The following is a 25,294-nucleotide window of genomic DNA, read 5'->3' as shown; positions in this document are numbered from 1 at the left end:
TGCCATAAGGGTTTGGCGGAATGGACAGTATCAGGTGCCATACGTCGGCTGCTTGTAAAAAAGTCACAAAGATTTAAAGAATATTTATCTATCGTGTGAATCGAGGTCATCCATGAACACCTATCAATCGCCCGTCCCGCATCAGGACACGCACAGCAAAGTGATCGGTTACCTGCTGTGGATTTTGGGATTTACCGGTGCCCATCGCTTTTATTACGGCAAGCCGGTGACCGGGACGATCTGGTTTTTTACCTTCGGATTGCTGGGGATCGGCTGGTTGATCGACCTGTTCCTGATCCCGGCCATGGACCGTGAAGCGGACCTGAGGTTTACCGCAGGTCCCATCGAATACAACGTGGCGTGGATACTGCTGACGTTCCTCGGGGTGTTCGGTGTGCACCGGATGTATCAGGGGAAGTGGATCAGCGGGTTGCTGTACCTGGTGACGGGTGGGTTGTTCTTTCTGGGGGTGCTGTATGACTTCTGGACGTTGAATGACCAGGTTTCCGTTCGCAATGCGCAGAATCGCGGCGCCTTCCAGTAAGTCTTCGCGAGCAGGCTCGCTCCCACAGGATTGATGCGGTCCTTGTGGGAGCGAGCCTGCTCGCGAATGCCGGCGACGCGATTTTATGCCTGGTGACTGATCCGCCCATCCACCAAGGTGTAGCGCACCACACTCGGCAGGCTGTGACCCAGGAACGGGCAGTTCTCGCCCTTCGACAGCCAGGTCTCACCGGCCACAGTCGAGGCCGCCGGGTCGAATAGCACGATATCTGCCGCGCCACCCACCGCCAGCTTGCCCGCCGGCAGGCGCAAGGCCTCGGCAGGGCCAGCACTGAGGCGTGCCAGCAGCGTCGGCAGATCCAGCAAGCCGTCTTCCACCAGCGTCATCGCCAGCGGCAGCAGCAGTTCAACACTGCTGATGCCTGGCTCGGTAGCCCCGAACGGCGCCAGCTTGGCGTCCCGCTCGTGAGGTTGGTGATGGCTGGAGATGGCCGAAACCACGCCTGACTTCACTGCCGCACGCAAACCATCGCGATCGGCGCGGGTGCGCAGCGGTGGCTGCACGTGATAGAGGCTGCTGAAATCGATCAGCGCTTCGTCGGTCAGTATCAATTGATACAGGGCGACATCCGCCGTGACCTTCAGGCCACGCTGCTGGGCCTGGGCAATCAGGGCTACACCACGCGCGCTGGTGAGTTGGCTGAAGTGCGCACGTACGCCTGTCTGTTCGACCAGCAGTAGATCCCTGGCCAAGGCGACGGTTTCGGCGGTTTCCGGAATGCCCGGCAGGCCGAGGAAGCTCGCGGTAGGGCCTTCATGGGCCAGGCCGCCTTCCGCCAGGTCGTGGTCCTGGGAGTTGAATATCACCGTGAGGTCGAAAGTGGCCGCGTAATCCAGCGCCCGGCACAGGGTGCGGGTGTTGCGGAAACTCTCCAGGCCGTTGCCGAAGGCCACGCAACCGGCATCGCGCAATGCAACCAGCTCTGCCAGCTGTTCGCCGTCCAGGCCTTTGCTCAGTGCGCCGATCGGGAAGACTTTGGTGTTGCCAGCCTCGCGGGCACGGTCGAGGATCAGCTCGGCCACGGCCGAGGTGTCCAGCACCGGTTTGGTTTTCGGAGGGCAGCACAGGCTGGTGACGCCGCCGGCAGCCGCCGCACGGGTTTCGCTGGCGATCGAGCCTTTACGGCTGTAACCCGGTTCGCGCAGGGCGACGTTGAGGTCGACCAGGCCTGGGGCGGCCACCAGGCCTTTGGCGTCAATCGTGTCGACAGCGACAAAACCGGCTGGCGCAGCGCCAAGGGCGATGACTTTGCAGGCTTCAATGTGAATATCGGTAACTTGATCCAGGCCACTGGACGGATCGATCACGCGGGCGCCGAGAATGCTGAGCTTCACTGGGCGTTCTCCTGCTCGAATTGGCGCTGGGCAGTTTGCCCGCTCATAGCCATGGACAGCACGGCCATACGAATCGCGATGCCGTAGGTCACCTGGTTGAGGATCACCGAGTGCGGGCCGTCGGCCACCGCCGACTCAATCTCCACCCCACGGTTGATCGGCCCCGGGTGCATGACTATGCAATCCGGTTTGGCCCCGGCCAGGCGCGCGGTAGTAAGGCCGAACAGGCGGTAGAACTCACCTTCGCTCGGCAGCAGACCGCCGGTCATGCGCTCACGCTGCAGGCGCAGCATGATCACCACGTCGACGTCTTTCAGGCCTTCGGTCATGTCGGTGTAGACCTTCACGCCGTATTGCTCGATGCCGATCGGCAGCAGGGTCTTCGGCGCGATCACGCGGATGTCCGGGCAACCGAGGGTTTTCAGGGCCAGCATGTTCGAGCGCGCAACCCGCGAGTGCAGGATGTCGCCGACGATGGCCACCGAAAGGTTTTCGAAGCCGCCCTTGTGCCGGCGGATGGTGAGCATGTCGAGCATGCCCTGGGTCGGGTGGGCGTGACGGCCGTCGCCGCCGTTGATGATCGCCACTTGTGGGCAAACATGTTCCGCGATGAAGTGTGCAGCGCCGGAATCACCGTGGCGCACGACGAACATGTCGGCGGCCATGGCTTCCAGGTTGCGCAGGGTGTCGAGCAGGGTTTCGCCCTTGCTCGCCGACGACGTGGACACGTTCAGGGTGATCACGTCCGCCGACAGTCGCTGGGCCGCCAGTTCGAAGGTGGTGCGGGTGCGGGTGGAGTTTTCGAAGAATACGTTGCACACGGTCTTACCGCGCAGCAACGGGACTTTTTTCACCGCCCGGGCGCCGACTTCGAGGAAAGAGTCGGCGGTGTCGAGGATTTCCGTCAGCAGCTCGCGGCGCAAACCGTCGAGCGAGAGGAAGTGGCGCAGCTGGCCCTGATCATTGAGCTGCAGCGGGCGCTTGGTATCTAAAGGCGTCATCGCGAGGGGGACTCTCAATAGGGCGAATTAAAAGGCGAGGTCTTGCAGTTCGAGCTTGAGTTCCGGCCCTGACAGTTTCACCCGCTCGTGGGCTGCCAGGGACAGGGTCGCGCCCAGTACGTTCGGGCGGATCGGCAGTTCACCAGCGTCCAGGTCCAGCAGGCATACCAGCGTCACGCTGGCCGGGCGACCATAGTCGAACAGTTCGTTCATGGCGGCGCGGATGGTCCGCCCGCTCATCAGTACGTCGTCGATCAGCACCAGGTGCTGGCCTTCGATCTCGAACGGCAGGGCCGACGGGCGCACTTGCGGGTGCAGGCCGTTCTGGCTGAAGTCGTCGCGGTAGAAGGAAACGTCGAGTGTGCCAAGAGGTTCAGCGCTGCCCAGCTCTTTGAGCAGGGCCTGGGCAACCCACACGCCACCGGTACGAATGCCGATGTAGCGCGGTTCGCTGATGCCACGGTGTTCCAGGTGTGCCTTGAGACGGATCGCCATCTGGCTGATCAGTTCGGCGGGATTGGGCAGGCTCATGGTTGCTCCTTCTTGGGCCCGAGCCGGATCGTTGCTTGAGGTGGCTCGGGTTGTAGCTAAAAGAGACGGGTGACGGCTCTTCAGGATTAGGATTGGAACAATGCGCTGTTCTCGTCGAGCCAGCCTTGCAGCAGCAGGGCGGCGGCGATGGCATCGACCGGGTTGTCGCGGTAGCTGCCTTTCTGCCCACCCCGGGCCAGGCGTTCGCCCTTGGCCTCGAAAGTGGTCAGGCGTTCATCGTGGGTGTAGAAGGGCAGGTTGAAGCGACCGTTCAGGCGCCGGGCGAATTTTTCCGCGCGGGCGCACATGTCGCTGGGCGTGCCGTCCATGTTCAGCGGCAGGCCGACCACCACGGCGTCGGGTTTCCACTCTTTAATCAGCGCTTCGACCTGATCCCAGTCGGGAATCCCGTTTTGTGCCTTCAAGGTGCACAGTTCGCGGGCCTGGCCGGTAATCACCTGGCCAACCGCAACGCCGATCTGTTTGGTGCCGTAGTCGAATCCCAGAATCAACCGCAGGGCCATCAGGCGTGCCCCGCCTGGCTGGTGAGCAGGCTGAGATTGACGCCCAGGTGTTTGGCCGCCGCTTCCAGGCGCAGCTCGCTGCTGGTGTTGAACAGGATGTCGGCATGGTACGGGCAGGTCAGCCAGGCGTTCTGGGCCAGTTCGGCCTCCAGTTGCCCGGCTTCCCAACCGGCATAACCCAGTGTGATCACGCTTTTCGCCGGGCCGACGCCATCGGCGATGGCGAACAGCACGTCCTGGGAGGTCGACAGGGACAGCTCGCTTTCCAGATCAACGGTCGCCTGAAAACTCTGGCCCTTGGGGTGCAGGACAAAGCCGCGATCGGTCTGCACCGGACCGCCGATGAAGATCGGCACGTGCTGGCAGAGCGCTGGCGGCTCGATGTCCGGGCGCAATTGCTCGAGGATATCGGCCAGGTTCAGGTCCTGCGGACGGTTGACCACCAGCCCCATGGCACCATTGGCCGTGTGCTCGACAATATAGGTCAAGGTGTGCGCAAAGTTCGGGTCGACCATGTGAGGCATGGCGATCAGGAAGTGATGCTTGAGGTAGCTGGGGCTGACGTTTTTCATGAGCGCTAGTGTGGCGTTGGAGGGGCGAACTGACAAGCCGGGGATGCAAATCTGGCACGTTTCCCTGTAGGAGCGAGCATGCTCGCGATGACGGATTAACATCCAACATTGATGTCGACTGTTCGACCGCCATCGCGAGCAAGCTCGCTCCCACAATGGTTTTGTGGTGTGGTCAGTTGCTTGAGAGTCGGTCCCCGCGGGCAAATTTCCAGGTCCGGATGATTTCCAGGCGATCGATGTCTGACAGGTCCCCGGTAAAGGGTGCAAACGGTGCTGCCAGCCGCACGATGCGTTGGGCCGCCTGGTCCAGCAGCGGTTGCCCGGACGACTCCAGCACCAGCACCTCATACAGCGAGCCGTCGCGGTTGATCGAGACCATCAGGCGCAAGTTGCCGTAAATCTGCTTGCGCCGGGCTTCGTCGGGGTAATTGAGGTTGCCGATTCGCTCGACTTTTTTACGCCATTCGTCCTTGTACCAGGCGCCCTTGTCGCGCATGGTCGAAGCGGCACTCAGACGGTGGATGCGCGGGCGCTTGGCGTACAACTGTTGTTCTTGGGCCAGTTCGGCTTCGAGGCTGGCGATGTCGCTGGACAGCTGTTCGCTGTCAAATGTCGGTGCCGCCACCGCAGGTTTGGTGACGGGCTTGGGCTCTTCGGTTTTCGCCGCGGCTTTCTTCGGCTTCGGCGCGACGGTGGTCACGGCAGCCTTGGGCGGGGCTTCCTGCTGTTCAGGCTTGGCCGCTGGCGGTGGGGTAACTTTCTGTACCTTGTTGTCCTGGAACGGCGCGATCTCGGTGGTCTTGGGGATGGCCTTTTTATCCAGGGTACCGCTGCCTTGCTGATTTTCCTGGGCGAGGAAATCGGCCTTTTCCGGCTTCTTTTCGCTTTTGAAGGTGGCGAGGGTGATTTCCAGGGTTTTGCTGATCTGCTTGGGCTCGACCATCGTGAATCCGACACCCAGCAGCAATGCCAGGTGGATCAGCGCCGCTAGGAACAGGGTAAAACCGAGGCGATCGGCCGGGCGCACGCCGTAATGGGCGAGTTCGGGAGGCAGATCGGACGGGAGGGTCATGACAAGGAAACCAACATCGCGTTTTCACAGGCCGCGCATGATAACGCAATGTTGGTTTGGCTTTTCAACGGGCCTTGAGCTTCTGATCGATGGCGTCCATCAGCATGCCGCCAATATCGGTGCCAAACGCGTTGTCGATCTCGCGGATGCAAGTCGGGCTGGTGACGTTGATCTCGGTCAGGTGCTCGCCGATCACATCGAGGCCGACGAACAACAGACCTTTTTCGCGCAGGATCGGGCCGACTTGCGCCGCGATCCAGCGATCCTTCTCGGTCAATGGACGGGCTTCGCCACGGCCACCGGCGGCGAGGTTGCCACGGGTTTCGCCGGCAGCGGGAATGCGCGCCAGGCAGTAATCTACCGGCTCGCCGTCGATCATCAGGATGCGTTTGTCGCCATCGACGATGGCTGGCAGGTAGCCCTGGATCATGATCTGCTGCTGGCCATGCAGGGTCAGGGTTTCGAGGATCACCGACAGGTTCGGGTGACCGGCGGTGTGACGGAAGATCGAGGACCCGCCCATGCCGTCCAGCGGCTTGAGAATCACATCGCCATGATGGTCAGCGAATTCGCGCAATACGTCAGGGCGACGGCTGACGATGGTCGGTGGCGTGCACTGCGGGAACAGCGTGGCGAACAGCTTTTCGTTGCAGTCACGCAGGCTCTGCGGCTTGTTGACCACCAGCACGCCGGCGCTCTCGGCCTGTTCCAGCAAATAGGTGGAATAGACGAATTCCATGTCGAATGGCGGATCCTTGCGCATCAGGATCACGTCCAGATCGCTCAGCAGGGCGTCCTGCTCGGCTTCCAGCTCGAACCATTTTTCCGGGTTGGCGAACACTTTCAACGGACGCATCCGCGCCCGTGCCTGACCTTCGGCCTGGTACAGGTCGCGCTGTTCCATGTAGAACAGTTCCCAGCCGCGTTTCTGTGCGGCCAGCAGCATGGCCAGCGAGCTATCCTTTTTATAGGAGATGCTGGCGATAGGATCCATGACAATCCCGACACGAACGCTCATGGTGGTTTCCTCAAAATTTAGGGGCTGTAGGAGCAAGCTTGCTCGCGATAAACCTCAGAGCGCCTCGGGGCATCAGGCGGTCAGCGTCATCGTTGACGACCATCGCGAGCAGGCTCGCTCCCACAAAAGATCAATCCAAAGGACCGTATAAAAGTGGCGTCAGAGTGGCGCTGAGTGTGTCCCCGGTCAAGGAAAAACCACTGTCAGGGCCGGCCGATAGATTGGATTTGGAGACTGTGCTAAAAAGGCTGCCATGTCGTGCCGGCCCTTGAGCATCAAGGGTTTCGAGTCCTCGACGACCCGCAAATGGACAAATAGATTCGTAAAGGCGACGGTAGAGCAATTATGGAACAGCAACCCAGCGCCTTGAAGGTCATGGTGATCGACGATTCGAAAACGATTCGCCGCACCGCCGAAACACTGCTCAAGAACGTGGGTTGTGAGGTCATCACGGCCATCGACGGGTTCGATGCCCTGGCCAAGATCGCCGATCACCACCCCGGCATCATCTTTGTCGACATCATGATGCCGCGTCTGGATGGTTATCAGACCTGCGCTTTAATCAAGAACAACAGTGCATTCAAGTCCACGCCAGTGATTATGCTGTCGTCCAAGGACGGGCTGTTCGACAAGGCCAAGGGGCGCATCGTCGGCTCCGACCAGTTCCTGACCAAACCTTTCAGCAAGGAAGAACTGCTGAACGCGATCCAGGCCCATGTTCCGGGCTTTGCCGCTGTTTTGCCGCAGTAAGACACCTACAGTGACGCTCGGCCATTGGGCCCTGCGCCGACAAGAATGGGGAAGACCATGGCACGTATCCTGATCGTCGATGATTCGCCGACTGAAATGTACAAACTGACCGGCATGCTGGAAAAGCACGGTCATGAAGTATTGAAAGCCGAAAACGGCGCAGACGGCGTGGCCCTGGCCCGCCAGGAAAAACCCGACGCGGTGCTGATGGACATCGTCATGCCCGGACTCAACGGTTTCCAGGCAACCCGCCAGTTGACCAAAGACCCGGAAACCGGGCACATCCCGGTGATCATCATCACCACCAAGGATCAGGAAACCGACAAGGTCTGGGGCACGCGCCAAGGGGCCAGGGACTACCTGACCAAGCCGGTCGACGAAGACACCCTGATCAAGACCCTGAACAACGTGCTGGCCGGTTGATCACAGGGCCATGAGCGAATCACTGACCGCCTTCGAACTGCTGCTGCAGATCGACCGGCGCTGTCGTTTGCTGGCGGCGGACTTACCTTCCCAGCCGACCCGCCAGGACAGCTGGAGCGGCATCGGTTTTCGCCTGGGCGAACACTGGTACGTCGCGCCCATGGGCGAAGTCGGTGAAGTGTTGCACGAGCCGCGTTTTACCCTGGTGCCGGGGGTCAAGTCCTGGGTCAAGGGCGTGGCCAATCTGCGTGGGCGGTTGTTGCCGATCATGGATCTGTGCGGCTTCTTTGGCCAGGAAGTCTCGGCGGCGCGCAAGCAGCGGCGAGTGTTGGTGGTGGAGCATGACGAGGTGTTTGCCGGGTTGTTGGTCGACGAGGTCGTTGGTTTGCAGCACTTTGTCCGGGACAGTCTGCAGCCGATAGACGCTTTGGGCGGCCCGATCGCACCGTTCATCACCGGCCGGTTTCAGCGCGAGCAGGGCTGGCAGGTGTTCAGCCTGTTTACGCTGGCGCGGTCGCAGGGGTTCATGAACGTCGCGGTATAAACGCGGACCCATGTGGGAGCGAGCCTTGTGGTGAGGGGATTTATCCCCGTTGGACTGCGAAGCAGTCCTTTTTTTGGGGGCCGCTACGCGACCCAACGGGGATAAATCCCCTCACCACAAGGCTCGCTCCCACAGGTTCTTCGGCGAGTATTGAAGGGTATGGGTTAACAGGCGAAGACCGATGACAAAAGCAAAAGCAAACAAGCCAATGGAAGCGTCGCGCAGTCGTTCGCAGATCATCGCGCTGTTCATCGCACTGATCATCTTCATCATGTTGTTGTTCGCCAACTTCGCGTACCTCAACACCCAGGCCACTTACGACAAACAGTACATCGGCCACGCCGGTGAGCTGCGCGTGCTGTCCCAGCGCATTGCCAAGAATGCCACCGAAGCCGCTGCCGGCAAGGCCGCGGCGTTCAAGTTGCTCAGCGATGCGCGCAACGATTTTGCCCGGCGCTGGAGCTATCTGAAGAAAGGCGACCCCGCCACCGGCCTGCCACCGGCACCGGCCAGCGTGCGCCCGGAAATGCGCGCCGTGCAACTGGACTGGGAACGCCTGCTGAAAAACACCGACGCCATCCTGTCCAGCGAACAGACGGTGTTGTCGCTGCATCAGGTCGCCGCGACCCTGGCCGAAACCGTCCCGCAGTTGCAGGTCGAATACGAAAAAGTGGTGGAAACCCTGCTGCAACGCGGCGCCCCGGCTGCGCAGGTGGCGATGGCCCAGCGTCAATCACTGTTGGCCGAACGTATTTTAGGTGCGGTCAATACCGTGTTGTCCGGCGACGAGAACTCACAGCAGGCTGCCGATGCATTCGGCCGCGATGCGGCGCGTTTCGGCCAGGTGCTCAACGGTATGCTCCAGGGCAACGCGGCGCTGCGGGTTAGCCAGGTCGAGGACCGTGACGCGCGCGCGCGGCTGATCGAGATTTCCGAGCTGTTCGAGTTTGTCTCCGGCTCAGTGGATGAAATCCTCGAGACCTCACCGGAGCTGTTCAAGGTCCGTGAGTCGGCCACCAATATTTTCAGCCTGTCGCAAACCCTGCTCGACGAAGCTTCCCACCTGGCCAGCGGCTTCGAAAACCTTGCCGGAGGACGTGACACCGACACCATCGGCGGCTATGTCCTGGGCCTGGCGGCGTTGATGTCGATCATCCTCATTGGCCTGGTGATGGTGCGCGAAACCAATCGCCAACTGCGCGAAACCGCCGAAAAGAACGAGCGCAACCAGAACGCGATCATGCGTCTGCTCGACGAAATCGAAGACCTGGCCGACGGCGACCTGACCGTGACCGCTACGGTGACCGAAGACTTCACCGGAACCATTGCCGACTCGATCAACTATTCCGTGGATCAACTGCGCGATCTGGTGGCAACGATCAACCTCACGGCCGGCCAGGTCGCTGCCGCCGTGCAGGAAACCCAGGCCACCGCGATGCACCTGGCGCAGGCCTCGGAGCATCAGGCCCAACAGATTTCCGAAGCCTCCACCGCGATCAACGACATGGCTCAGTCCATCGATCAGGTGTCGGCCAACGCCGCCGAATCCTCGGCGGTGGCCGAGCGTTCGGTGGAAATCGCCAACAAGGGCAACGAGGTGGTGCACAACACCATCCACGGCATGGACAACATCCGCGAACAGATCCAGGACACCGCCAAGCGGATCAAGCGTCTTGGCGAGTCTTCCCAGGAAATTGGCGATATTGTCAGCCTGATCGATGACATTGCCGACCAGACCAACATCCTCGCCCTCAACGCGGCGATCCAGGCGTCCATGGCCGGTGATGCCGGGCGTGGTTTCGCGGTGGTCGCCGACGAGGTGCAGCGCCTGGCGGAACGCTCTTCGGCTGCGACGCGGCAGATCGAGACTCTGGTGCGGGCGATCCAGGCCGACACCAACGAAGCGGTCATTTCCATGGAGCAGACCACCACCGAAGTGGTGCGCGGCGCGCGTCTGGCGCAGGATGCCGGTGTGGCCCTGGAAGAAATCGAAGGGGTGTCCAAGACCCTGGCGGCGTTGATCCAGAGCATTTCCAACGCCGCGCAACAACAGACGTCGTCTGCCGGTCAGATTTCCCTGACGATGAACGTGATCCAGCAGATCACCTCGCAGACCTCGTCCGGCTCTACCGCCACCGCCGAGAGCATCGGCAACCTGGCGAAAATGGCCAGCCAGTTGCGGCGTTCGGTGTCCGGTTTCACCTTGCCGGCCACCAAGGCGCAGGTCGCGGACAAAGTTTGAACCGCCCCCGGGCATGGCTATCTTGATAGAAGTGGGGATTGGAGTGGTTATGGGTGATCGGCACGACTATGTGGCCCTCGAATGGGTCAAAGGCGAAATTGCCGAAACGCTGAAGCAGGCTCATCACGCGATCGAAACCCAGCTTGATGACCCGCAGGCGACGCACGCCCTGAGCGAATGCCTGGCGTGCATCCATCAGGTTCACGGCAGTCTGCAGATGGTCGAGTTCTACGGCGCGGCCTTGCTCGCCGAAGAAATGGAGCATCTCGTCACCGCCTTGCAACACAATCGCGTCAATCATCGCGACGAGGCGTTGCACCTCATGCTGCAAGCGCTGGGGCAGTTACCGATTTACCTGGATCGCGTGCAAGGCGCCCGCCGCGATTTGCCTTTGGTGGTGTTGCCGCTGATCAACGACCTGCGCAGTGCACGAGGCGAAAGCCTGTTGTCGGAAACCAGCCTGTTCAGCCCGCATTTGCCAGGCCTGGCTCCCCTGGACGAAGCGTCCCTGGCGCTGCTGGAGCCGGCGGAACTGCCGAATGTGCTGCGCAAGTTGCGGCAGATGTTGCAGATGGCCCTGGTCGGTTTGCTACGTGAACAGGAAGACGACACGCACCTGGAGTATCTGGCCAAGGTCTTTACGCGGCTGGAAGGCTTGTCCGGTTCAGCGCCCCTGAGCCCGCTGTGGCAGGTCGCTTCGGCGCTGGTCGAAGGCATGCGCGCCGGCGCCATTGCCAACAGTCCGTCCTTGCGCAGCCTGTTCAAGGAGGCCGACAAGGAGCTCAAGCGTCTTCTCGAACAGGGCATGCAGGCTATCAATCAGCCGCCGCCGCCCGAGTTGCTCAAGAGTTTGCTGTTCTACATTGCAAAGGCCGAACACCCAACCGGGCAGATGCTGACCATGAAAGATCGCTACGCACTGGACGATGCATTGCCTGACAGCGCGATGGTCGACGAAGAACGCGCACGACTGGCCGGTCCCGACCGTGACGCCATGCGCTCGGTATTGTCGGCATTGTGCGAAGAGCTGGTGCGGGTCAAGGAGCGCCTGGATCTGTTCGTGCGCAGCGACCGGCAACACACCTCGGACCTCGACAGCCTGCTGGCGCCCCTGCGGCAAATCGCCGACACCCTGGCGGTGCTGGGCTTTGGCCAGCCACGCAAGGTCATCATCGATCAACTGGCGGTGGTGCTGAGCCTGGCCCAGGGCCAGCGCACACCCGATGACGCGATCCTCATGGACGTGGCCGGGGCCTTGCTTTACGTCGAAGCGACACTGGCCGGCATGGTCGGTACCGTGGAACCTGAAAGCCCGGAAGACAGTCGCCTGCCCACCACCGACCTGACGCAGATCCACCAGATCGTCATCAAGGAAGCGCGCATCTGCCTGCAGCAGGCCAAGGACATGATCGTCGACTACATCGATGCCGATTGGGACCGACAGCACCTGCAGGCACTGCCGGCCTTGCTGACTCAGGTGCGCGGTGCGCTGGCGATGATTCCATTGAGCCGGGCGGCGGGCCTGATCGAAACGTGCAATCATTTCATCCGCGAGCACCTGCTGCTCGATCCGGATCAACCCGGCTGGCAGGCGCTGGACAGCCTGGCCGACGTCATCACCAGCATCGAGTATTACCTTGAGCGCCTCAGCGACGACCCCGAAGCGCCCGGTGAACAACTACTCGACGTGGCGCAAAGAAGCCTGGCTGCACTCGGGTTTTTCCCCAGCGAACAACAAGTGCCGGTGCTTGCGGATGTCTTGAGCCCTAACGAAGCACAGTCCCTGCAACAACAGCAGCAACAGGATGCTCCGGCCATCGCCCAAACCCTGGCCGACGTGCTGGCCAACCCGGTCTCGGCCATCAACCCGCCCGCGCTCGACACCCCGGATAGCCTGCTGCCGCCGCCGTCATGCGAAGAGCCGGTGGACGAGGAATTGCGCGAAGTGTTCCTCGAAGAAACCGATGAAGTGCTGGAGATCCTTCGCGAGTATTTGCCACGCTGGTCGGCGAATCCCGCCAACCGGTCGGCCCTGAGTGAACTGCGCCGTGCCTTCCATACGCTCAAGGGCAGTGGCCGGATGGTGCGCGCCCTGGTGCTTGGCGAACTGGCCTGGGCGCTGGAAAACCTGCTCAACCGCGTGCTGGAACTCAGCGTAGAACCTGGCGCCAGCGTGCAGCAGTTGCTCGGCGATGTACTCGATCTGCTGCCGGAGCTGGTGGCCGAATACGCCGCCGGTGCCCAGCGTCAGCGCAACGATGTCGACCAGTTGGCGGCCCGTGCCCACGCCCTGGCCAAGGGCGAGACCGCGGCAGCGGACGAGGACACCCTGGACGTCGCGGCCCTCGACCCGCTATTGCTGGAAATCTTCCGCAAGGAAGCCGAAACCCATTTGAGTAGTCTCAACCGCTTTCTCGACCAGGCCGCCGAACACCTGCCGCTGCAGGCCAGCGATGAGCTGCAGCGCGCTTTGCACACGCTCAAGGGCAGTGCGTCGATGGCGGGGGTCCTGCCGATTGCCGAGCTGGCGACGCCGCTGGATCAACTGGCCCGGGAGTACAAGGCCCACCTGATCGCGCTCGACCTGGACGAAGTCGAAGTGTTGCTGGAGGCCGAAGGCTTGTTCCGTCTTGGCTTGCGCCAGCTCAAGACCGACCCTCTGGCCGAAATCCCCGGCTCCCGCGCCTTTATCGAGCGTGCCAAGGCACTGCTCGCCGAGCGCCTACAAAGCCACTTGAGTACCCCCAACGCCGGCCTGAGGATCAAGCGCGACCCGCAGTTGATCAACAACTTCCTGGCCCAGGGCATGGACATCCTGTTGGACGCCGAAAGCCTGTTGCGGCGCTGGCAGCAGCATCCAGGCGAGCGCCAGGAACTCAGCGCATTGCTCGACGAATTGACCACCCTCGGCGAAGGTGCGCACCTGGCCGACCTGCACCCGGTGGATGAGCTCTGCGAAGCCTTGCTCGACCTCTACGGTGCGGTGGAAGAGAGCAGCCTGGCGGTCAGCGAGGCGTTTTTCCATGAGGCACAAAGTGCCCACGAAGCGCTGATCAACATGCTCGATGAGCTGGCGGCCGGCCAGGAAGTCAGCCCGCGCCCGGAACGGGTTCGGGCCTTGCACGGCTTGCTCGATCAGAGCCTGGATCCTTCGGCCATGGGCCTGATCCGCAGTGACGGCAGTCGCACCTTGAGCATCCGCGAGCTGGGCGACGCCACCGCCGAACTTGCAAACACCCTCCCCCCTGTGGGAGCGAGCCTGCTCGCGATGGACGTCAACGATGACGCGGTATCGCAGGACAAACGCGGCGCCTATGAATCCATCGCGAGCAGGCTCGCTCCCACAAGGGATCGTGAACCGGACGACGAAATCGTCTCGATCTTCCTTGAGGAAGCGGTGGACATCCTTGATAGCGCCAGCCAGGCCTTGCAGCGTTGGTTGGGCGAGCCGCAGAACCCCGCGCCGCTGTCGTCGTTGCAGCGCGACTTGCACACCCTCAAGGGTGGCGCGCGGATGGCCGAGGTCGAACCGGTCGGTGACCTGGCCCATGAACTGGAAAGCCTCTACGAGGGCCTGGTGGACCGCCGTTACAGCCACAGCGAAGCGCTGGCGCAGTTGCTGCAACAGAGCCACGATCGTCTGGCGCAGTTGCTTGAGCAACTGCAAGACCATCAAGCCCTGGGTGACCCCGGGGAGCTGATCGAAGCGATTCGAGCGTTCAGGCAAGGTCACACAAGCACCGCCGAGGTGATCGAAGCGGCGGCCAGCAACGACTCGGCCCACCATGACAGCGAGTTGCTGGACATCTTTCTTGAGGAAGGCTTCGACATCATCGAAAGCTCCGGCGCGGCGCTTCTGCGCTGGCAGGCCGAGCCGTCGAGCCGCCAGGAAATGGAAACCCTGCTGCGCGACCTGCACACCCTCAAGGGCGGTGCGCGCATGGTGGAAATCGCTCCGATTGGCGATTTGACCCATGAGCTGGAGTTTCTCTACGAAGGTTTGACCACCGGCCTGCTGCAACCCACGGCGGCGCTGTTCGAATTGCTGCAGCGCAGCCATGACCGGCTGGCACAGATGCTCGACGCGGCGCGCGCCGGTGAGCCATTGCCGCCGGCCGACCGGCTGATCGACGCCATCCAGAACTTCAGTCACCCGGTGCCGCCTGAAACTCCGGCGCCGCTCGCGGTACCCGTTACGGCGAAAGCCGAGACGCCGCTGCTGCAACCCGATGCCGGGGCGGACATAGTCAAGGTCTCGGCGGAACTGCTCGACGACCTGGTCAACCTGGCTGCTGAAACTTCGATCTTTCGCGGTCGCATCGAACAGCAGGTCAACGACGCGCAGGTGGCGCTCAACGAGATGGAAACCACCATCGAGCGGATGCGCGACCAGTTGCGCAGGCTCGATATCGAAACCCAGGGCAGGATTCTCAGCCGTCAGCAAGTCGACGCCGAGCGCCTGGGCTACGAAGAGTTCGATCCGCTGGAAATGGACCGTCACTCGCAATTGCAGCAACTGTCGCGAGCCCTGTTCGAATCCGCCTCCGACTTGCTTGACCTCAAGGAAACCCTCGATCGGCGCAACCAGGATGCGGAGAACCTGTTGCAACAGCAGGGCCGCATCAACACCGAATTGCAGGAAGGCCTGATGCGCACGCGCATGGTGCCGTTCGAGCGGATGCTGCCGCGCTTGAAGCGCATTGTCCGCCAGGTGGCCAGTGAGCTGGGCAAGGACGTCGAGTTCATCGTCGGCAACGCCGAAGGCGAGATGGATCGTAATGTGCTCGAACGCATGGCGGCGCCGCTGGAGCATATGCTGCGCAACGCCGTCGACCATGGCCTTGAAGCCGCCCCCGTGCGGGTTGCGGCGGGCAAACCGGCGCAAGGGCGGATCACCCTGGACCTGTTGCGCGAAGGCGGCGACATCATTTTCGATATTCGCGACGACGGTGCTGGCGTGCCACTGGAAGCGGTGCGGCGCAAGGCGATCAAGCGCGGCCTGCTCGATCCGGACAGCGTCATCAGCGATCACGACGTGCTGCAATTCATACTGCAGCCGGGGTTTTCCACGGCCGAGAAAATCACCCAGATCTCCGGGCGTGGTGTCGGCATGGACGTGGTGCACGAGGAAGTGCGGCAACTGGGCGGCACCATGAGTATCGACTCGGTGCCAGGGCAGGGCGTGCATTTTCGCATTCGCCTGCCGTTCACCGTGTCGGTCAACCGAGCCCTGATGGTGCAGTGCGGGGAGGATCAATACGCAATCCCGCTGAACACCATCGATGGCATTGTCCGCGTGCTGCCCAACGAACTCGAAGGGCATTTCCGCCTTGATCCGCCCACCTATGAATACGCCGGGCAGTGCTATGAATTGTGTTACCTGAGTGAGCTGCTGAAAACCAGCCCACGTCCACGGCTGCTGGGCCAGAACCTGCCGTTGCCGGTATTGCTGGTGCAATGCAACGAGCGTCACATTGCGGTGCAGGTCGATACGATGGCTGGCACGCGCGAGATCGTGGTGAAGAGCCTCGGCCCGCAGTTTGCGGCGGTGCAAGGGGTGTCCGGGGCGACGATTCTGGGGGACGGCCGGGTGGTGCTGATTCTGGATTTGCTGGCGCCGGTTCGCGCCATGCAGGCCCGTGCGCCGCAGCGTCCGGTGAGCCACGAAGTCGAGGTCGAACCGCAGCGGCCGTTGCTGGTGATGGTGGTCGACGACTCGGTCACCGTGCGCAAGGTCACCAGTCGTTTGCTCGAACGTCACGGCATGAACGTGCTGACCGCCAAGGACGGTGTCGACGCCATGCTGCTGCTGGAAGAGCACAGCCCGGACCTGATGCTGCTGGACATCGAAATGCCGCGCATGGATGGCTTCGAAGTCGCGACCCAGGTGCGCAAGGATGAGCGTCTTCGGCACCTGCCGATCATCATGATCACCTCCCGCACAGGCCAGAAACACCGCGACCGGGCCATGGCCATCGGCGTCAACGACTACCTTGGCAAGCCGTACCAGGAAACGGTACTGCTCGAAAGCATCGCCCTGTGGAGCAAGACCCATGCATGAGCGTCGCCACAACCCGCGCGACAGCCAGCTCACCGGTCTGCTGCTGCCCCTGGCCGACCGCAACCTGATCCTGCCTAACGTCGCGGTGGCGGAGCTGATCGATTACCAGCCCGCGGCCTTCGACCTGGACTCACCGCCCTGGTACCTGGGACGGGTAGCGTGGCGGGACCGGCAGATTCCGTTGCTCAGCTTCGAGTCGGCGTGCGGGCAGAAAATCAACATCGGTTTACGCGCGCGAATCGTCATTCTCAATGCGCTCGGTGGTCGGCCTGGGCTGAAATTCATCGCGCTACTGGTTCAGGGGATACCGCGCTCGTACAAGCTCGACAGTCAGTTGAGCTATGTGGATGTGCCGTTGTGTTCGCTGGAGAAGGCGGCGGTGCAGGTGGCGGATCAAGTGGCCAAGGTGCCGGACTTACTGGCACTGGAGGAGTTGTTGGTGAGTGCAGGGCTCGTCTGACGGACCCCTTCGCGAGCAGGCTCGCTCCCACAGGGTATGGTGTTCGCCGCAAAACCAATGTGGGAGCGAGCCTGCTCGCGAAGACGGCCTTCAATTCGCCTGAAAACTGACTGCTAAACCTTGGCCTGAGCTAAGGTCTCATGATTATCCAGTGCCCGCTCCACCAACAAATGCACACCATCAGCCATTCTGCTGAGCGCCAAGGCTACAGAGCGACGCGAACCTTCCACACCGTCCGCCAGATCGGCCGCAATGGCACTGATGGACAGCAGGTCTTCGGAGGCATTGGCCAGAAGCGCTTCGGTGCCGATATCGGGAGAGACGGTGAAGAGCTGGAATTTTCGGCGCTTTACCGGTTTTTCGTGAGCGGGCGGGAAGTAATGGGAGAAGACGCGGTCGGCGGCTTCCTTGAGTTTCCCGGCTTCGAAGGCCGCTTGGGAATCGGGATCGGTTTCCGGGGGATTGGGAGTGACTTTGAACATACTGAATCTCCGCTTAATGAGTTTCAGCTGCTCCATTCGATTTCCAGGCGAAGGGGTGGCAGCTGTACGCAGGCTGGAAATCCGGGGGTAAACGGAGAAAACAACCCGGCAGACCCGAAGGTCTCCCGCGCACAGCCGCCATAACGGAATGCACACATTCAAGGTGCGCAAGCATACGTTATGAAAGGCGCTTTTGCGTTGTTTACACCTCGGGTTTCCAGGCCCGGTCGCTGAATTTGCAGCGACGCACAAACGATAAAGATCAGCGCAAAAGCGCACCAGTCGGCGGGTTCCGGCATTGTTGTAGGCAGCGACGCCAAGCTTTGTAGTCGCTCACTGTTCCTGCGGACAAATTTTTAAACACAAACCCTATTGGCTGGCGGAGGTTGAAGATTCCCAAAAAGGGACCTATCGTTCCCTTTTTGGGACTCTTTGGTTGTCACTGTGCAAAACCCTTCCCTCAGCGAAGCCTTGTTCACGACCACCCAGCAAAAAGTGCTGGGCCTGTTGTTCGGCAAACCCGACCGAAGTTTTTACGCCAACGAGATCGCGCGCTGGGCCCAAGTCGGTAAAGGCAGCCTCATGCGCGAACTGGATCGCTTGCAACGGGCGGGGGTGCTGACGATGTCCCGACAGGGCAACCAGACTCACTTTCAAGCCAATCCGGATTGCCCCATCTATGCCGAACTTCTGGGCATCACTCGCAAAACCTTCGGTATCGCACAGCCTTTGTGCGACGCATTGCAGCCCTTCGCTGATCAGCTCGTTTGGGCGTTTGTCTATGGGTCGATCGCCAAGGATCAGGCCAACGCATCCAGTGACATTGATCTCATGCTGATTGGTAAAGGGCTGCACTACAGTGAAGTGATGGAGCGGCTCTTGCCCCTGGAAGAGCAACTGGGCCGCACCATTAACCCGACGCTCTACACCCCCGAAGACTGGGCCGCAAAAATAAGGTCTGAAAACAGCTTCGTCGTGCGGGTAGCGCAGCAGGACAAGATCAATCTGATGGGTGAGAGCCCTATGGAGTCCAAGGATGGGCAGCAACGAGAGCCTGGAGAATCTGGTACGTAGCGGTGGGTTGAAGGTCGAGCCGCCGGAACGCAAGGAATGCGAAGGCTTGATGCGTTCGGCAACCGCTCGACTGAAAGATGCGCAAAGCATTTCACTTTCCTTCGCAAGCCGATTCGATCTGGCTTACAACGCTGCCCACGCCATCGCGCTGGCCGCTCTGCGGTTGAGTGGATACCGCTCCGACAAGCGCTATCTGGTTTTCCAGTGCCTGGTTCATACCGCCGATGCGAACAAGCTTCAGGTCCGACTTTTCGCCTTGTGCCATGAACGGCGAAATCTGGCGGAGTACGAAGGCTATATGGATGAAGACGAGGCGTTGCTGGCGCAGTTGTTGGAAATTACTGCGCAGCTCTTGATTCGAGTGCAGGAGCAGATGGGCGAGCTGTGATGTTTCATGGCTCAAATTCTCGGAGTCTTTTCTGGCCCCTTCGCGAGCAGGCTCGCTCCCACAGATTTTGTAAACGCCGCCAACCCCTTGTGGGAGCGAGCCTGATCGCGAAGGCGTCGGCTCGAACAACCATTACTTTGACCGTAACAATCCGCCACTCTGCTTGATTGATACCCCCCTCCCAACACTCCTATGGTGACTCCACGACAGCGAACCCGTGGAGTGGTCATGACAACAACAATATCCCCCGACTCGCGATGGACGCGGCGGCGCAGCGAAAAGCAGCGGCGTCTTGCGCAGGTGCGAGACCTGGCCGACGGTGTGGTGTTGCCCACCGACAAGATCGTGGCGGCGCTGGAGGCGTTGATCCTGCCCGGCGACCGAGTGGTTCTGGAGGGCAACAACCAGAAGCAGGCGGATTTTCTTTCGCGTTCCCTGGCCAAGGCCGATCCGGGCAAGCTGCATGACCTGCACATGATCATGCCCAGCGTCGGTCGTTCCGAGCACCTGGACCTGTTCGAACGCGGCATTGCGCGCAAGCTCGACTTCTCCTTCGCCGGCACCCAGAGTCTGCGCATCAGCCAGTTGCTCGAAGACGGCCTGCTGGAAATCGGCGCAATCCACACCTACATCGAGCTCTATGCGCGGCTGGTGGTCGACCTGATTCCCAACGTGGTGCTCAGCGCCGGCTTCATGGCCGACCGCGCCGGCAATATCTACACCGGGCCAAGCACCGAAGACACGCCGGCGCTGATCGAACCGGCAGCCTTCAGCGACGGCATCGTCATTGTCCAGGTCAACCAATTGGTGGATGACGTCAGCGACTTGCCGAGGGTCGACATTCCCGCTTCCTGGGTCGACTTCGTGGTGGTGGCCGACAAGCCGTTCTACATCGAGCCGCTGTTCACTCGCGACCCCCGGCACATCAAGCCGGTGCATGTGCTGATGGCGATGATGGCGATTCGCGGGATCTACGAAAAACACAACGTACAGTCGCTCAACCACGGCATCGGCTTCAACACGGCTGCCATTGAACTGATCCTGCCGACCTACGGCGAATCCCTTGGCCTCAAGGGCAAGATCTGCCGTAACTGGACACTCAATCCCCATCCAACCCTGATCCCGGCGATTGAAAGCGGCTGGGTCGAAAGCGTGCATTGCTTCGGCACCGAACTGGGCATGGAAAACTACATCGCCGCCCGGCCCGACGTGTTCTTCACCGGGCGCGACGGCTCCCTGCGTTCCAACCGGATGTTCAGCCAACTGGCCGGGCAATACGCGGTGGACCTGTTCATCGGCGCGACCCTGCAAGTCGACGGCGACGGCCATTCTTCCACCGTGACCCGTGGTCGCCTGGCCGGTTTCGGTGGGGCGCCGAACATGGGCCACGACCCGCGCGGTCGCCGGCACGGCACGCCAGCCTGGCTCGACATGCGCCACGGCGACGCGGCCGAGCCGTTGCTCGAACGCGGCAGGAAACTCGTGGTGCAAATGGTCGAGACTTTTCAGGAGGGCGGCAAACCGACCTTCGTCGAGACCCTCGACGCAATCGAGGTGGCGAAGAAAAGCGGCATGCCACTGGCGCCGATCATGATCTACGGCGACGACGTCACCCACCTGCTGACCGAAGAAGGCATCGCCTATTTGTACAAGGCTCGTTCTCTCGAAGAACGTCAGGCAATGATTGCCGCCGTCGCTGGCGTGACCGTCATAGGCCTGCGTCACAACCCCAAAGACACCGCGCGCATGCGCCGCGAAGGCTTGATCGCCTTGCCTGAAGACCTCGGCATCCGCCGCACCGACGCCACCCGCGAATTGCTCGCCGCCAAAAGCGTGGCCGATCTGGTGGAGTGGTCCGGTGGCCTCTACAACCCGCCCGCCAAGTTCAGGAGCTGGTAATGCACGCACTCAACCTGCAAACCAAAACCCTGAGCCTGGCCGAACGCCTGGCGGACCTGGCGGTGGACGCGCTTATCGACGAGGCCGACCTGTCGCCGAAACCGGCGCTGGTCGACCGTCGCGGCAACGGCGCCCATACCGATTTGCACCTGGGGCTGATGCACGCCTCGGCACTGGCCTTGTGGCCGGCGTTCAAGGAAATGGCTGAAGCCGCTATCGAAATTGGCGAGGTTGGATTGCCGCTGCGCGAGGCCATTGGCCTGATCGGTCGTGAAGGCGAACAAGCGATGCTCGCCACCACCAACGGTGTGAATACCCATCGCGGAGCAATCTGGGCGCTAGGCCTGCTGGTCGCCGCGGTTGCGCTGGATCCGCAATCCACCGCCGCCGGCGCCATCGCCTTGCGCGCTGCACGCCTGGCCTTGCTCGACGACCGTTATGCGCCGCGTCCACTGAGTCACGGCGCGCAAGTCGCTCAACGCTACGGCGCACGCGGCGCCCGTGAGGAAGCTCAGCTCGGCTTCCCTGCGGTGACTCAACGCGCGCTGCCGCAACTCAAGCGTAGCCACGCCGCCGGTCATGGCGAACAGAACGCCCGGCTCGATGCGCTGCTGGCGATCATGACGAGTTTGGCCGACACCTGCGTGCTGTACCGCGCCGGTGAGGAAGGCCTGAGCACCATGCAGCTCGGCGCCCAGGCCGTGCTCGACGCCGGTGGCAGCGCCAGCCTCGCCGGTCGCCGCCGATTGCATGAGCTGGACCAACAACTTATCGCATTGAATGCATCGCCCGGTGGTGCTGCGGATTTGCTCGCAGCCTGCCTGTTCATTGACCGCATTGAGTCGGGCGACAGCATCATCCAGGGAGTTATTTGATGGAAACCTTATCCTTTGAATTCCCCGCCGGGCAGCCGCCACGCGGCCGCACGCTGGTCGGTTGTGTCGGCTCGGGCGATCTGGAAGTGCTGATCGAGCCGGGTCAGCCCGGCAAGCTGAGCATCACCGTGCAGACATCGGTCAATGGCAGCGAACAACGCTGGCAGCACCTGTTCGCGCGGATGTTCGACGGTCAGACCCCGCCGGCAATGGACATCGATATCCACGATTTCGGCGCCACCCCCGGCGTGGTACGCCTGCGCCTGGAACAGGGCTTCGAGGAGATCGGCCATGACTGACAGCGCCGTGCTTCTAAACAAACACAGCTTCGTTGAACTCGGTGCCCGGCAACGGGCGAAAGCCTTGCTCGATGCCGGTACCTTTCGCGAATTGCTCGACCCGTTCCAGCGAATCATGTCGCCGTGGCTGGCGCGCCAAGGCGTGGTGCCGCAAGCCGATGACGGCGTGGTGATCGCCAAGGGCAGTCTCGAGGGTTTGCCGGTGGTGATCGCGGCCATCGAAGGGGCATTCCAGGGCGGCAGTCTCGGTGAAGTCGGTGGGGCGAAAATTGCCGGTGCACTGGAACTGGCCGCCGAGGACAACCGCAAGGGCATCCCGACCCGCGCCGTGCTGCTACTGGAAACCGGTGGCGTGCGTTTGCAGGAAGCCAATCTCGGATTGGCGGCGATTGCCGATATTCATGCGGCGATTGTCGATTTGCGCCAGTACCAACCGGTGATCGGTGTGGTGGCGGGCAGCGTCGGGTGCTTTGGCGGCATGTCGATTGCCGCCGGCTTGTGCAGCTACCTGCTGGTGACCCAGGAAGCCCGCCTCGGCCTGAACGGTCCGCAGGTGATCGAACAGGAAGCGGGGCTCGAGGAATACGACTCGCGAGATCGCCCCTTCATCTGGAGCCTGACCGGAGGCGAGCAACGTTTTGCCACGGGGCTGGTGGATCGCTACGCCAATGATGACGTGGCGCAGATCCGCCAGCAGGTCGGCGAATTGCTCAAGCAAGGTTTGCCCGCGCAGCACCGCAGCGCTCAGGCCGACCTGTTCTTGCAACGGCTGGCGCGTCTGGACGCCGAGCCGCAAATCGAGCCGGCCACGGTTCGCGACCTGTATCAAGGAGAGCGCTCATGAGTTCGTATTCCCTGAGGGGCTTGAATTGGTTCAACGCCTTGAGCGGCGATGCCAAACCGGTCGAAGGTTTGCCGGCTTCGCTGAAAGTCGCCGATGGTGTTTTGGCGGGGCAACCCGTGCGGTTTATCGCCGTGGTGACCGATCCAGACAACCGTTTCGTGCGTGCCCGCAATGGTGAGGTCGGGTTGCTCGAAGGCTGGGGCCTGGCCAAGGCGGTGGATGAAGTCATCGCTACCGATCAGGACAAGCCGCAAAAACGCGCCTTGATCGCCATCGTCGATGTGCCAAGCCAGGCCTACGGCCGACGCGAAGAAGCCCTGGGCATTCATCAAGCCTTGGCCGGTGCGGCGGACAGTTATGCCCGCGCCCGGCTGGCCGGTCATGCCGTCATTGGTTTGCTGGTAGGCAAGGCGATGTCCGGGGCGTTTCTGGCTCACGGGTACCAGGCCAACCGCTTGATTGCCCTGCGCGATCCAGGGGTGATGGTGCACGCAATGGGCAAGGCCTCGGCGGCGCGGGTGACCTTGCGCAGTGTCGAAGAACTGGAAACCTTGGCCGCCAGCGTGCCGCCGATGGCCTATGACATCGACAGCTATGCCAGCCTCGGCTTGCTCTGGGAAACCTTGTCGGTGCAGCAAATCGAACAGCCAACCACGGCGGATCTGGCGCGGGTGACCGAGTGCCTGACGCAGGCGATTGGCGATGTCGCGCACAAGGGTGTTGATCTCAGCGCTCGCCTCGGGGCGGCCAATCGTGCGGCCTCAAGCAAGGTCCGCCAATTGCTGAGAGAGCAGTGGTGAGCAGGTTTATGGCCCACGACCTGCTCTGGGGCATGACCCCGCAGCAGCTGCCCGTGGATGCGCCTGCCTGGGCGGTCGAGTCGATCAGCGCCGGTCAGCCAGTGGTGGTGCGTCGTGCGGTGTCGACGGCGGAGCGGATTGCGGTCGGCGTGCGTGGCCGTTTGCGTGAGCAGCGCTATGGGACGTCGATGGCGATTGCGGCGATAACCCGTCGTGTCAGCCCGGAACAGCTTTGTCATGTCGATATCCACCGTGACCTGCCGGCGCTTGCAGCCTTGGCTCAATTGCGCCCTGTACTCGATGCCTGCGGTTGGGTCTGGGGCGTCAGCGGCAGTGCCGGGTTCGAGTTGGCCTGCGGCTTTGCAGCGCTTCATGAGGCCAGCGATCTGGATCTGATTCTGCGCACGCCACAACCTCTGGCGCGTGATCAGGCTCGGGAGCTGTTGGCGTTGCTCGATGCGTCGCGGTGTGTGGTGGACATGCAATTGCAGACAGCGTTTGGCGCTGTCGCCTTGCGGGAATGGGCGGGTTCTTCCCCTCGGGTTCTACTCAAGGATGCAACGGGAGCCTGCCTGGTCATCGACCCATGGAACCCGCAGGAGCAAGCAGCGTGAGCAGCTTGCTGGTGTTCCCGGGTCAGGGTGCGCAGCAGCCGGGCATGCTCCAGCGTGTGCCTGGGGAAACGCTGATCGAAGCCAGCGATGTGCTCGGTGAAGACGTTCGGCTGCTCGATTCTGCCCAAGCGTTGCAATCGACGAGGGCAGTGCAGCTCTGCCTGCTGATCGCCGGTGTGGCGGCTTCGCGGCAGTTGTCATTGCCGGCGGATTACGTCGCAGGGCTTTCCATCGGTGCCTACCCGGCAGCCGTGGTCGCCGGTGCCCTGAGTTTCAGCGATGCGCTGCATCTGGTCAGCCTGCGCGGTGAGTTGATGCAGCAAGCTTATCCACAGGGTTACGGGATGACCGCGATCATCGGCCTGGAACTGACTGTGGTGGAGGGCTTGCTGGCCCGGGTTCACAGCGTCGATACGCCGGTTTACCTGGCCAATATCAACGCAGATAACCAGGTGGTGATTGCCGGCAGTGACGCTGCGATGAAAGCTGTGGCCGAACTGGCAAGAGCGCGTGGGGCAGGGATGGCCAAGCGTCTGGCAGTGAGTGTGCCGTCGCACTGCCCGCTGCTGGATATACCGGCGCAAACCCTGGCCGAAGCGTTCGCCAGTGTGCAGCTGCAAACACCGAAGATCGGCTACCTGAGCGGCAGTCGCGCGCGCCCGGTGATCAAGGTCGACGCCTTGCGCGACGACCTGGCCTTCAACATGTGCCGCGTGGTGGATTGGCGCGGCACGGTACAAAGCGCCTACGAGCGTGGCGTGCGTCTACAGATCGAACTGCCGCCCGGTGCGGTGCTGACCGGGCTGGCGCGCCGGGTGTTCGAACAGGGCACCGTGATTGCTTTCGACGGTGCCCGGCTCGATACCCTGCAGGCGCTGATGCGTGAGGAGGGAAGTCGCCACCCCTAGACCACGCGACTGAA

Annotated in this window: 24 protein-coding genes and 1 pseudogene; 16 read left to right on the top strand and 9 right to left on the bottom strand. The window is 61.9% G+C overall.

Features of this window, described 5'->3' with window-relative positions; all coding sequences use genetic code 11:
* Positions 1-112 precede the first annotated feature (112 nt).
* Positions 113-544 carry an NINE protein gene (locus ACA054_RS30315; protein WP_497687412.1) on the top strand — a complete coding sequence of 144 codons (432 nt, stop codon included), beginning with the start codon at positions 113-115 and terminating at the stop codon, positions 542-544.
* 83 nt (positions 545-627) lie between these two features.
* Here the strand turns inward: ACA054_RS30315 and ACA054_RS30310 are convergent, their stop codons facing one another.
* The 8 genes and pseudogenes from ACA054_RS30310 to ACA054_RS30275 all read right to left on the bottom strand — a co-directional run.
* Positions 628-1,899, bottom strand: a complete 1,272-nt coding sequence (locus ACA054_RS30310) for a dihydroorotase (RefSeq protein WP_497687411.1) — start codon at positions 1,897-1,899, stop codon at positions 628-630.
* Entirely contained in the window at positions 1,896-2,900 is a 1,005-nt protein-coding gene (locus ACA054_RS30305; protein WP_007913665.1) for an aspartate carbamoyltransferase catalytic subunit, read from the bottom strand. Before ACA054_RS30305 ends, ACA054_RS30310 begins: the two co-directional genes overlap by 4 nt.
* 27 nt (positions 2,901-2,927) lie before the next feature.
* Positions 2,928-3,431: a bifunctional pyr operon transcriptional regulator/uracil phosphoribosyltransferase PyrR gene (pyrR, locus tag ACA054_RS30300; protein WP_497687410.1), complete on the bottom strand. Its 504-nt coding sequence runs from the start codon at positions 3,429-3,431 to the stop codon at positions 2,928-2,930.
* 86 nt (positions 3,432-3,517) lie between these two features.
* A complete protein-coding gene (gene ruvX, locus ACA054_RS30295) occupies positions 3,518-3,955 on the bottom strand; it encodes a Holliday junction resolvase RuvX (protein WP_020797382.1) in 438 nt (145 codons plus the stop codon).
* Positions 3,955-4,527 carry a YqgE/AlgH family protein gene (locus tag ACA054_RS30290; RefSeq protein WP_497687409.1) on the bottom strand — a complete coding sequence of 191 codons (573 nt, stop codon included), beginning with the start codon at positions 4,525-4,527 and terminating at the stop codon, positions 3,955-3,957. The genes ruvX and ACA054_RS30290 overlap by 1 nt, the downstream gene beginning before the upstream one ends.
* Positions 4,528-4,699: 172 nt before the next feature.
* A complete protein-coding gene (locus tag ACA054_RS30285; RefSeq protein WP_497687408.1) occupies positions 4,700-5,599 on the bottom strand; it encodes an energy transducer TonB in 900 nt (299 codons plus the stop codon).
* Between the two features lie 64 nt (positions 5,600-5,663).
* The gene (gshB, locus tag ACA054_RS30280; protein WP_497687407.1) at positions 5,664-6,617 is read right to left on the bottom strand and encodes a glutathione synthase; all 954 of its coding nucleotides are present in this window, start codon (positions 6,615-6,617) and stop codon (positions 5,664-5,666) included.
* Positions 6,618-6,642: 25 nt separating this feature from the next.
* A pseudogene (locus tag ACA054_RS30275) lies at positions 6,643-6,720 on the bottom strand (outer membrane lipoprotein carrier protein LolA); the annotation flags it as partial.
* 242 nt (positions 6,721-6,962) lie between these two features.
* Here ACA054_RS30275 and pilG point away from each other — a divergent pair.
* The 6 genes from pilG to ACA054_RS30245 all read left to right on the top strand — a co-directional run bounded on the left by pilG (position 6,963) and on the right by ACA054_RS30245 (position 17,097).
* Positions 6,963-7,367 (top strand): twitching motility response regulator PilG, encoded by a 405-nt coding sequence (gene pilG, locus ACA054_RS30270; RefSeq protein WP_046818327.1) that lies wholly within the window; start codon positions 6,963-6,965, stop codon positions 7,365-7,367.
* Positions 7,368-7,424: 57 nt separating this feature from the next.
* The gene (pilH, locus tag ACA054_RS30265; protein WP_007987790.1) at positions 7,425-7,790 is read left to right on the top strand and encodes a twitching motility response regulator PilH; all 366 of its coding nucleotides are present in this window, start codon (positions 7,425-7,427) and stop codon (positions 7,788-7,790) included.
* A 10-nt stretch (positions 7,791-7,800) separates the two neighbouring features.
* Complete coding sequence (locus tag ACA054_RS30260) at positions 7,801-8,334, top strand: chemotaxis protein CheW (protein ID WP_497687406.1); 534 nt, start codon at positions 7,801-7,803, stop codon at positions 8,332-8,334.
* 181 nt (positions 8,335-8,515) lie between these two features.
* Complete coding sequence (locus ACA054_RS30255) at positions 8,516-10,576, top strand: methyl-accepting chemotaxis protein (RefSeq protein WP_497687405.1); 2,061 nt, start codon at positions 8,516-8,518, stop codon at positions 10,574-10,576.
* A 49-nt stretch (positions 10,577-10,625) separates the two neighbouring features.
* Positions 10,626-16,637, top strand: coding sequence for an Hpt domain-containing protein (locus ACA054_RS30250; RefSeq protein ID WP_497687404.1), 6,012 nt, complete (start codon positions 10,626-10,628; stop codon positions 16,635-16,637).
* Positions 16,630-17,097, top strand: coding sequence for a chemotaxis protein CheW (locus ACA054_RS30245; RefSeq protein WP_497687403.1), 468 nt, complete (start codon positions 16,630-16,632; stop codon positions 17,095-17,097). The genes ACA054_RS30250 and ACA054_RS30245 overlap by 8 nt, the downstream gene beginning before the upstream one ends.
* Before the next feature lie 113 nt (positions 17,098-17,210).
* On the opposite strand, the gene ACA054_RS30240 is transcribed toward ACA054_RS30245, so the two are convergent.
* Positions 17,211-17,579 carry a DUF6124 family protein gene (locus ACA054_RS30240; protein WP_497687402.1) on the bottom strand — a complete coding sequence of 123 codons (369 nt, stop codon included), beginning with the start codon at positions 17,577-17,579 and terminating at the stop codon, positions 17,211-17,213.
* Positions 17,580-18,023: 444 nt separating this feature from the next.
* On the opposite strand from ACA054_RS30240, the gene ACA054_RS30235 reads away from it, so the two are divergent.
* The 9 genes from ACA054_RS30235 to mdcH all read left to right on the top strand — a co-directional run bounded on the left by ACA054_RS30235 (position 18,024) and on the right by mdcH (position 25,280).
* Positions 18,024-18,653: a transcriptional regulator gene (locus ACA054_RS30235; protein ID WP_497687401.1), complete on the top strand. Its 630-nt coding sequence runs from the start codon at positions 18,024-18,026 to the stop codon at positions 18,651-18,653.
* Positions 18,616-19,041, top strand: a complete 426-nt coding sequence (locus ACA054_RS30230) for a hypothetical protein (protein WP_497687400.1) — start codon at positions 18,616-18,618, stop codon at positions 19,039-19,041. The genes ACA054_RS30235 and ACA054_RS30230 overlap by 38 nt, the downstream gene beginning before the upstream one ends.
* A 228-nt stretch (positions 19,042-19,269) precedes the next feature.
* Positions 19,270-20,940: a malonate decarboxylase subunit alpha gene (gene mdcA / locus ACA054_RS30225; protein ID WP_497687399.1), complete on the top strand. Its 1,671-nt coding sequence runs from the start codon at positions 19,270-19,272 to the stop codon at positions 20,938-20,940.
* Positions 20,940-21,815, top strand: coding sequence for a triphosphoribosyl-dephospho-CoA synthase (locus ACA054_RS30220; protein WP_497687398.1), 876 nt, complete (start codon positions 20,940-20,942; stop codon positions 21,813-21,815). Before mdcA ends, ACA054_RS30220 begins: the two co-directional genes overlap by 1 nt.
* Positions 21,815-22,114, top strand: coding sequence for a malonate decarboxylase subunit delta (locus ACA054_RS30215; RefSeq protein ID WP_008063460.1), 300 nt, complete (start codon positions 21,815-21,817; stop codon positions 22,112-22,114). The genes ACA054_RS30220 and ACA054_RS30215 overlap by 1 nt, the downstream gene beginning before the upstream one ends.
* Positions 22,107-22,958: a biotin-independent malonate decarboxylase subunit beta gene (locus tag ACA054_RS30210; protein ID WP_497687397.1), complete on the top strand. Its 852-nt coding sequence runs from the start codon at positions 22,107-22,109 to the stop codon at positions 22,956-22,958. Before ACA054_RS30215 ends, ACA054_RS30210 begins: the two co-directional genes overlap by 8 nt.
* Positions 22,955-23,758 (top strand): biotin-independent malonate decarboxylase subunit gamma, encoded by an 804-nt coding sequence (mdcE, locus tag ACA054_RS30205; RefSeq protein WP_497687396.1) that lies wholly within the window; start codon positions 22,955-22,957, stop codon positions 23,756-23,758. Before ACA054_RS30210 ends, mdcE begins: the two co-directional genes overlap by 4 nt.
* Complete coding sequence (locus tag ACA054_RS30200) at positions 23,752-24,372, top strand: malonate decarboxylase holo-ACP synthase (protein ID WP_497687395.1); 621 nt, start codon at positions 23,752-23,754, stop codon at positions 24,370-24,372. Before mdcE ends, ACA054_RS30200 begins: the two co-directional genes overlap by 7 nt.
* On the top strand, positions 24,369-25,280 hold the full coding sequence (mdcH, locus tag ACA054_RS30195; RefSeq protein WP_497687394.1) for a malonate decarboxylase subunit epsilon: 912 nt from the start codon (positions 24,369-24,371) through the stop codon (positions 25,278-25,280). Before ACA054_RS30200 ends, mdcH begins: the two co-directional genes overlap by 4 nt.
* Positions 25,281-25,294: the final 14 nt, after the last annotated feature.

It is taken from the genome of Pseudomonas sp. LBUM1653 (genome assembly GCF_059716115.1).
The sequence above is the reverse complement of the archived record's forward strand: the minus strand, read 5'-3'. Positions and strand labels throughout refer to the sequence as shown.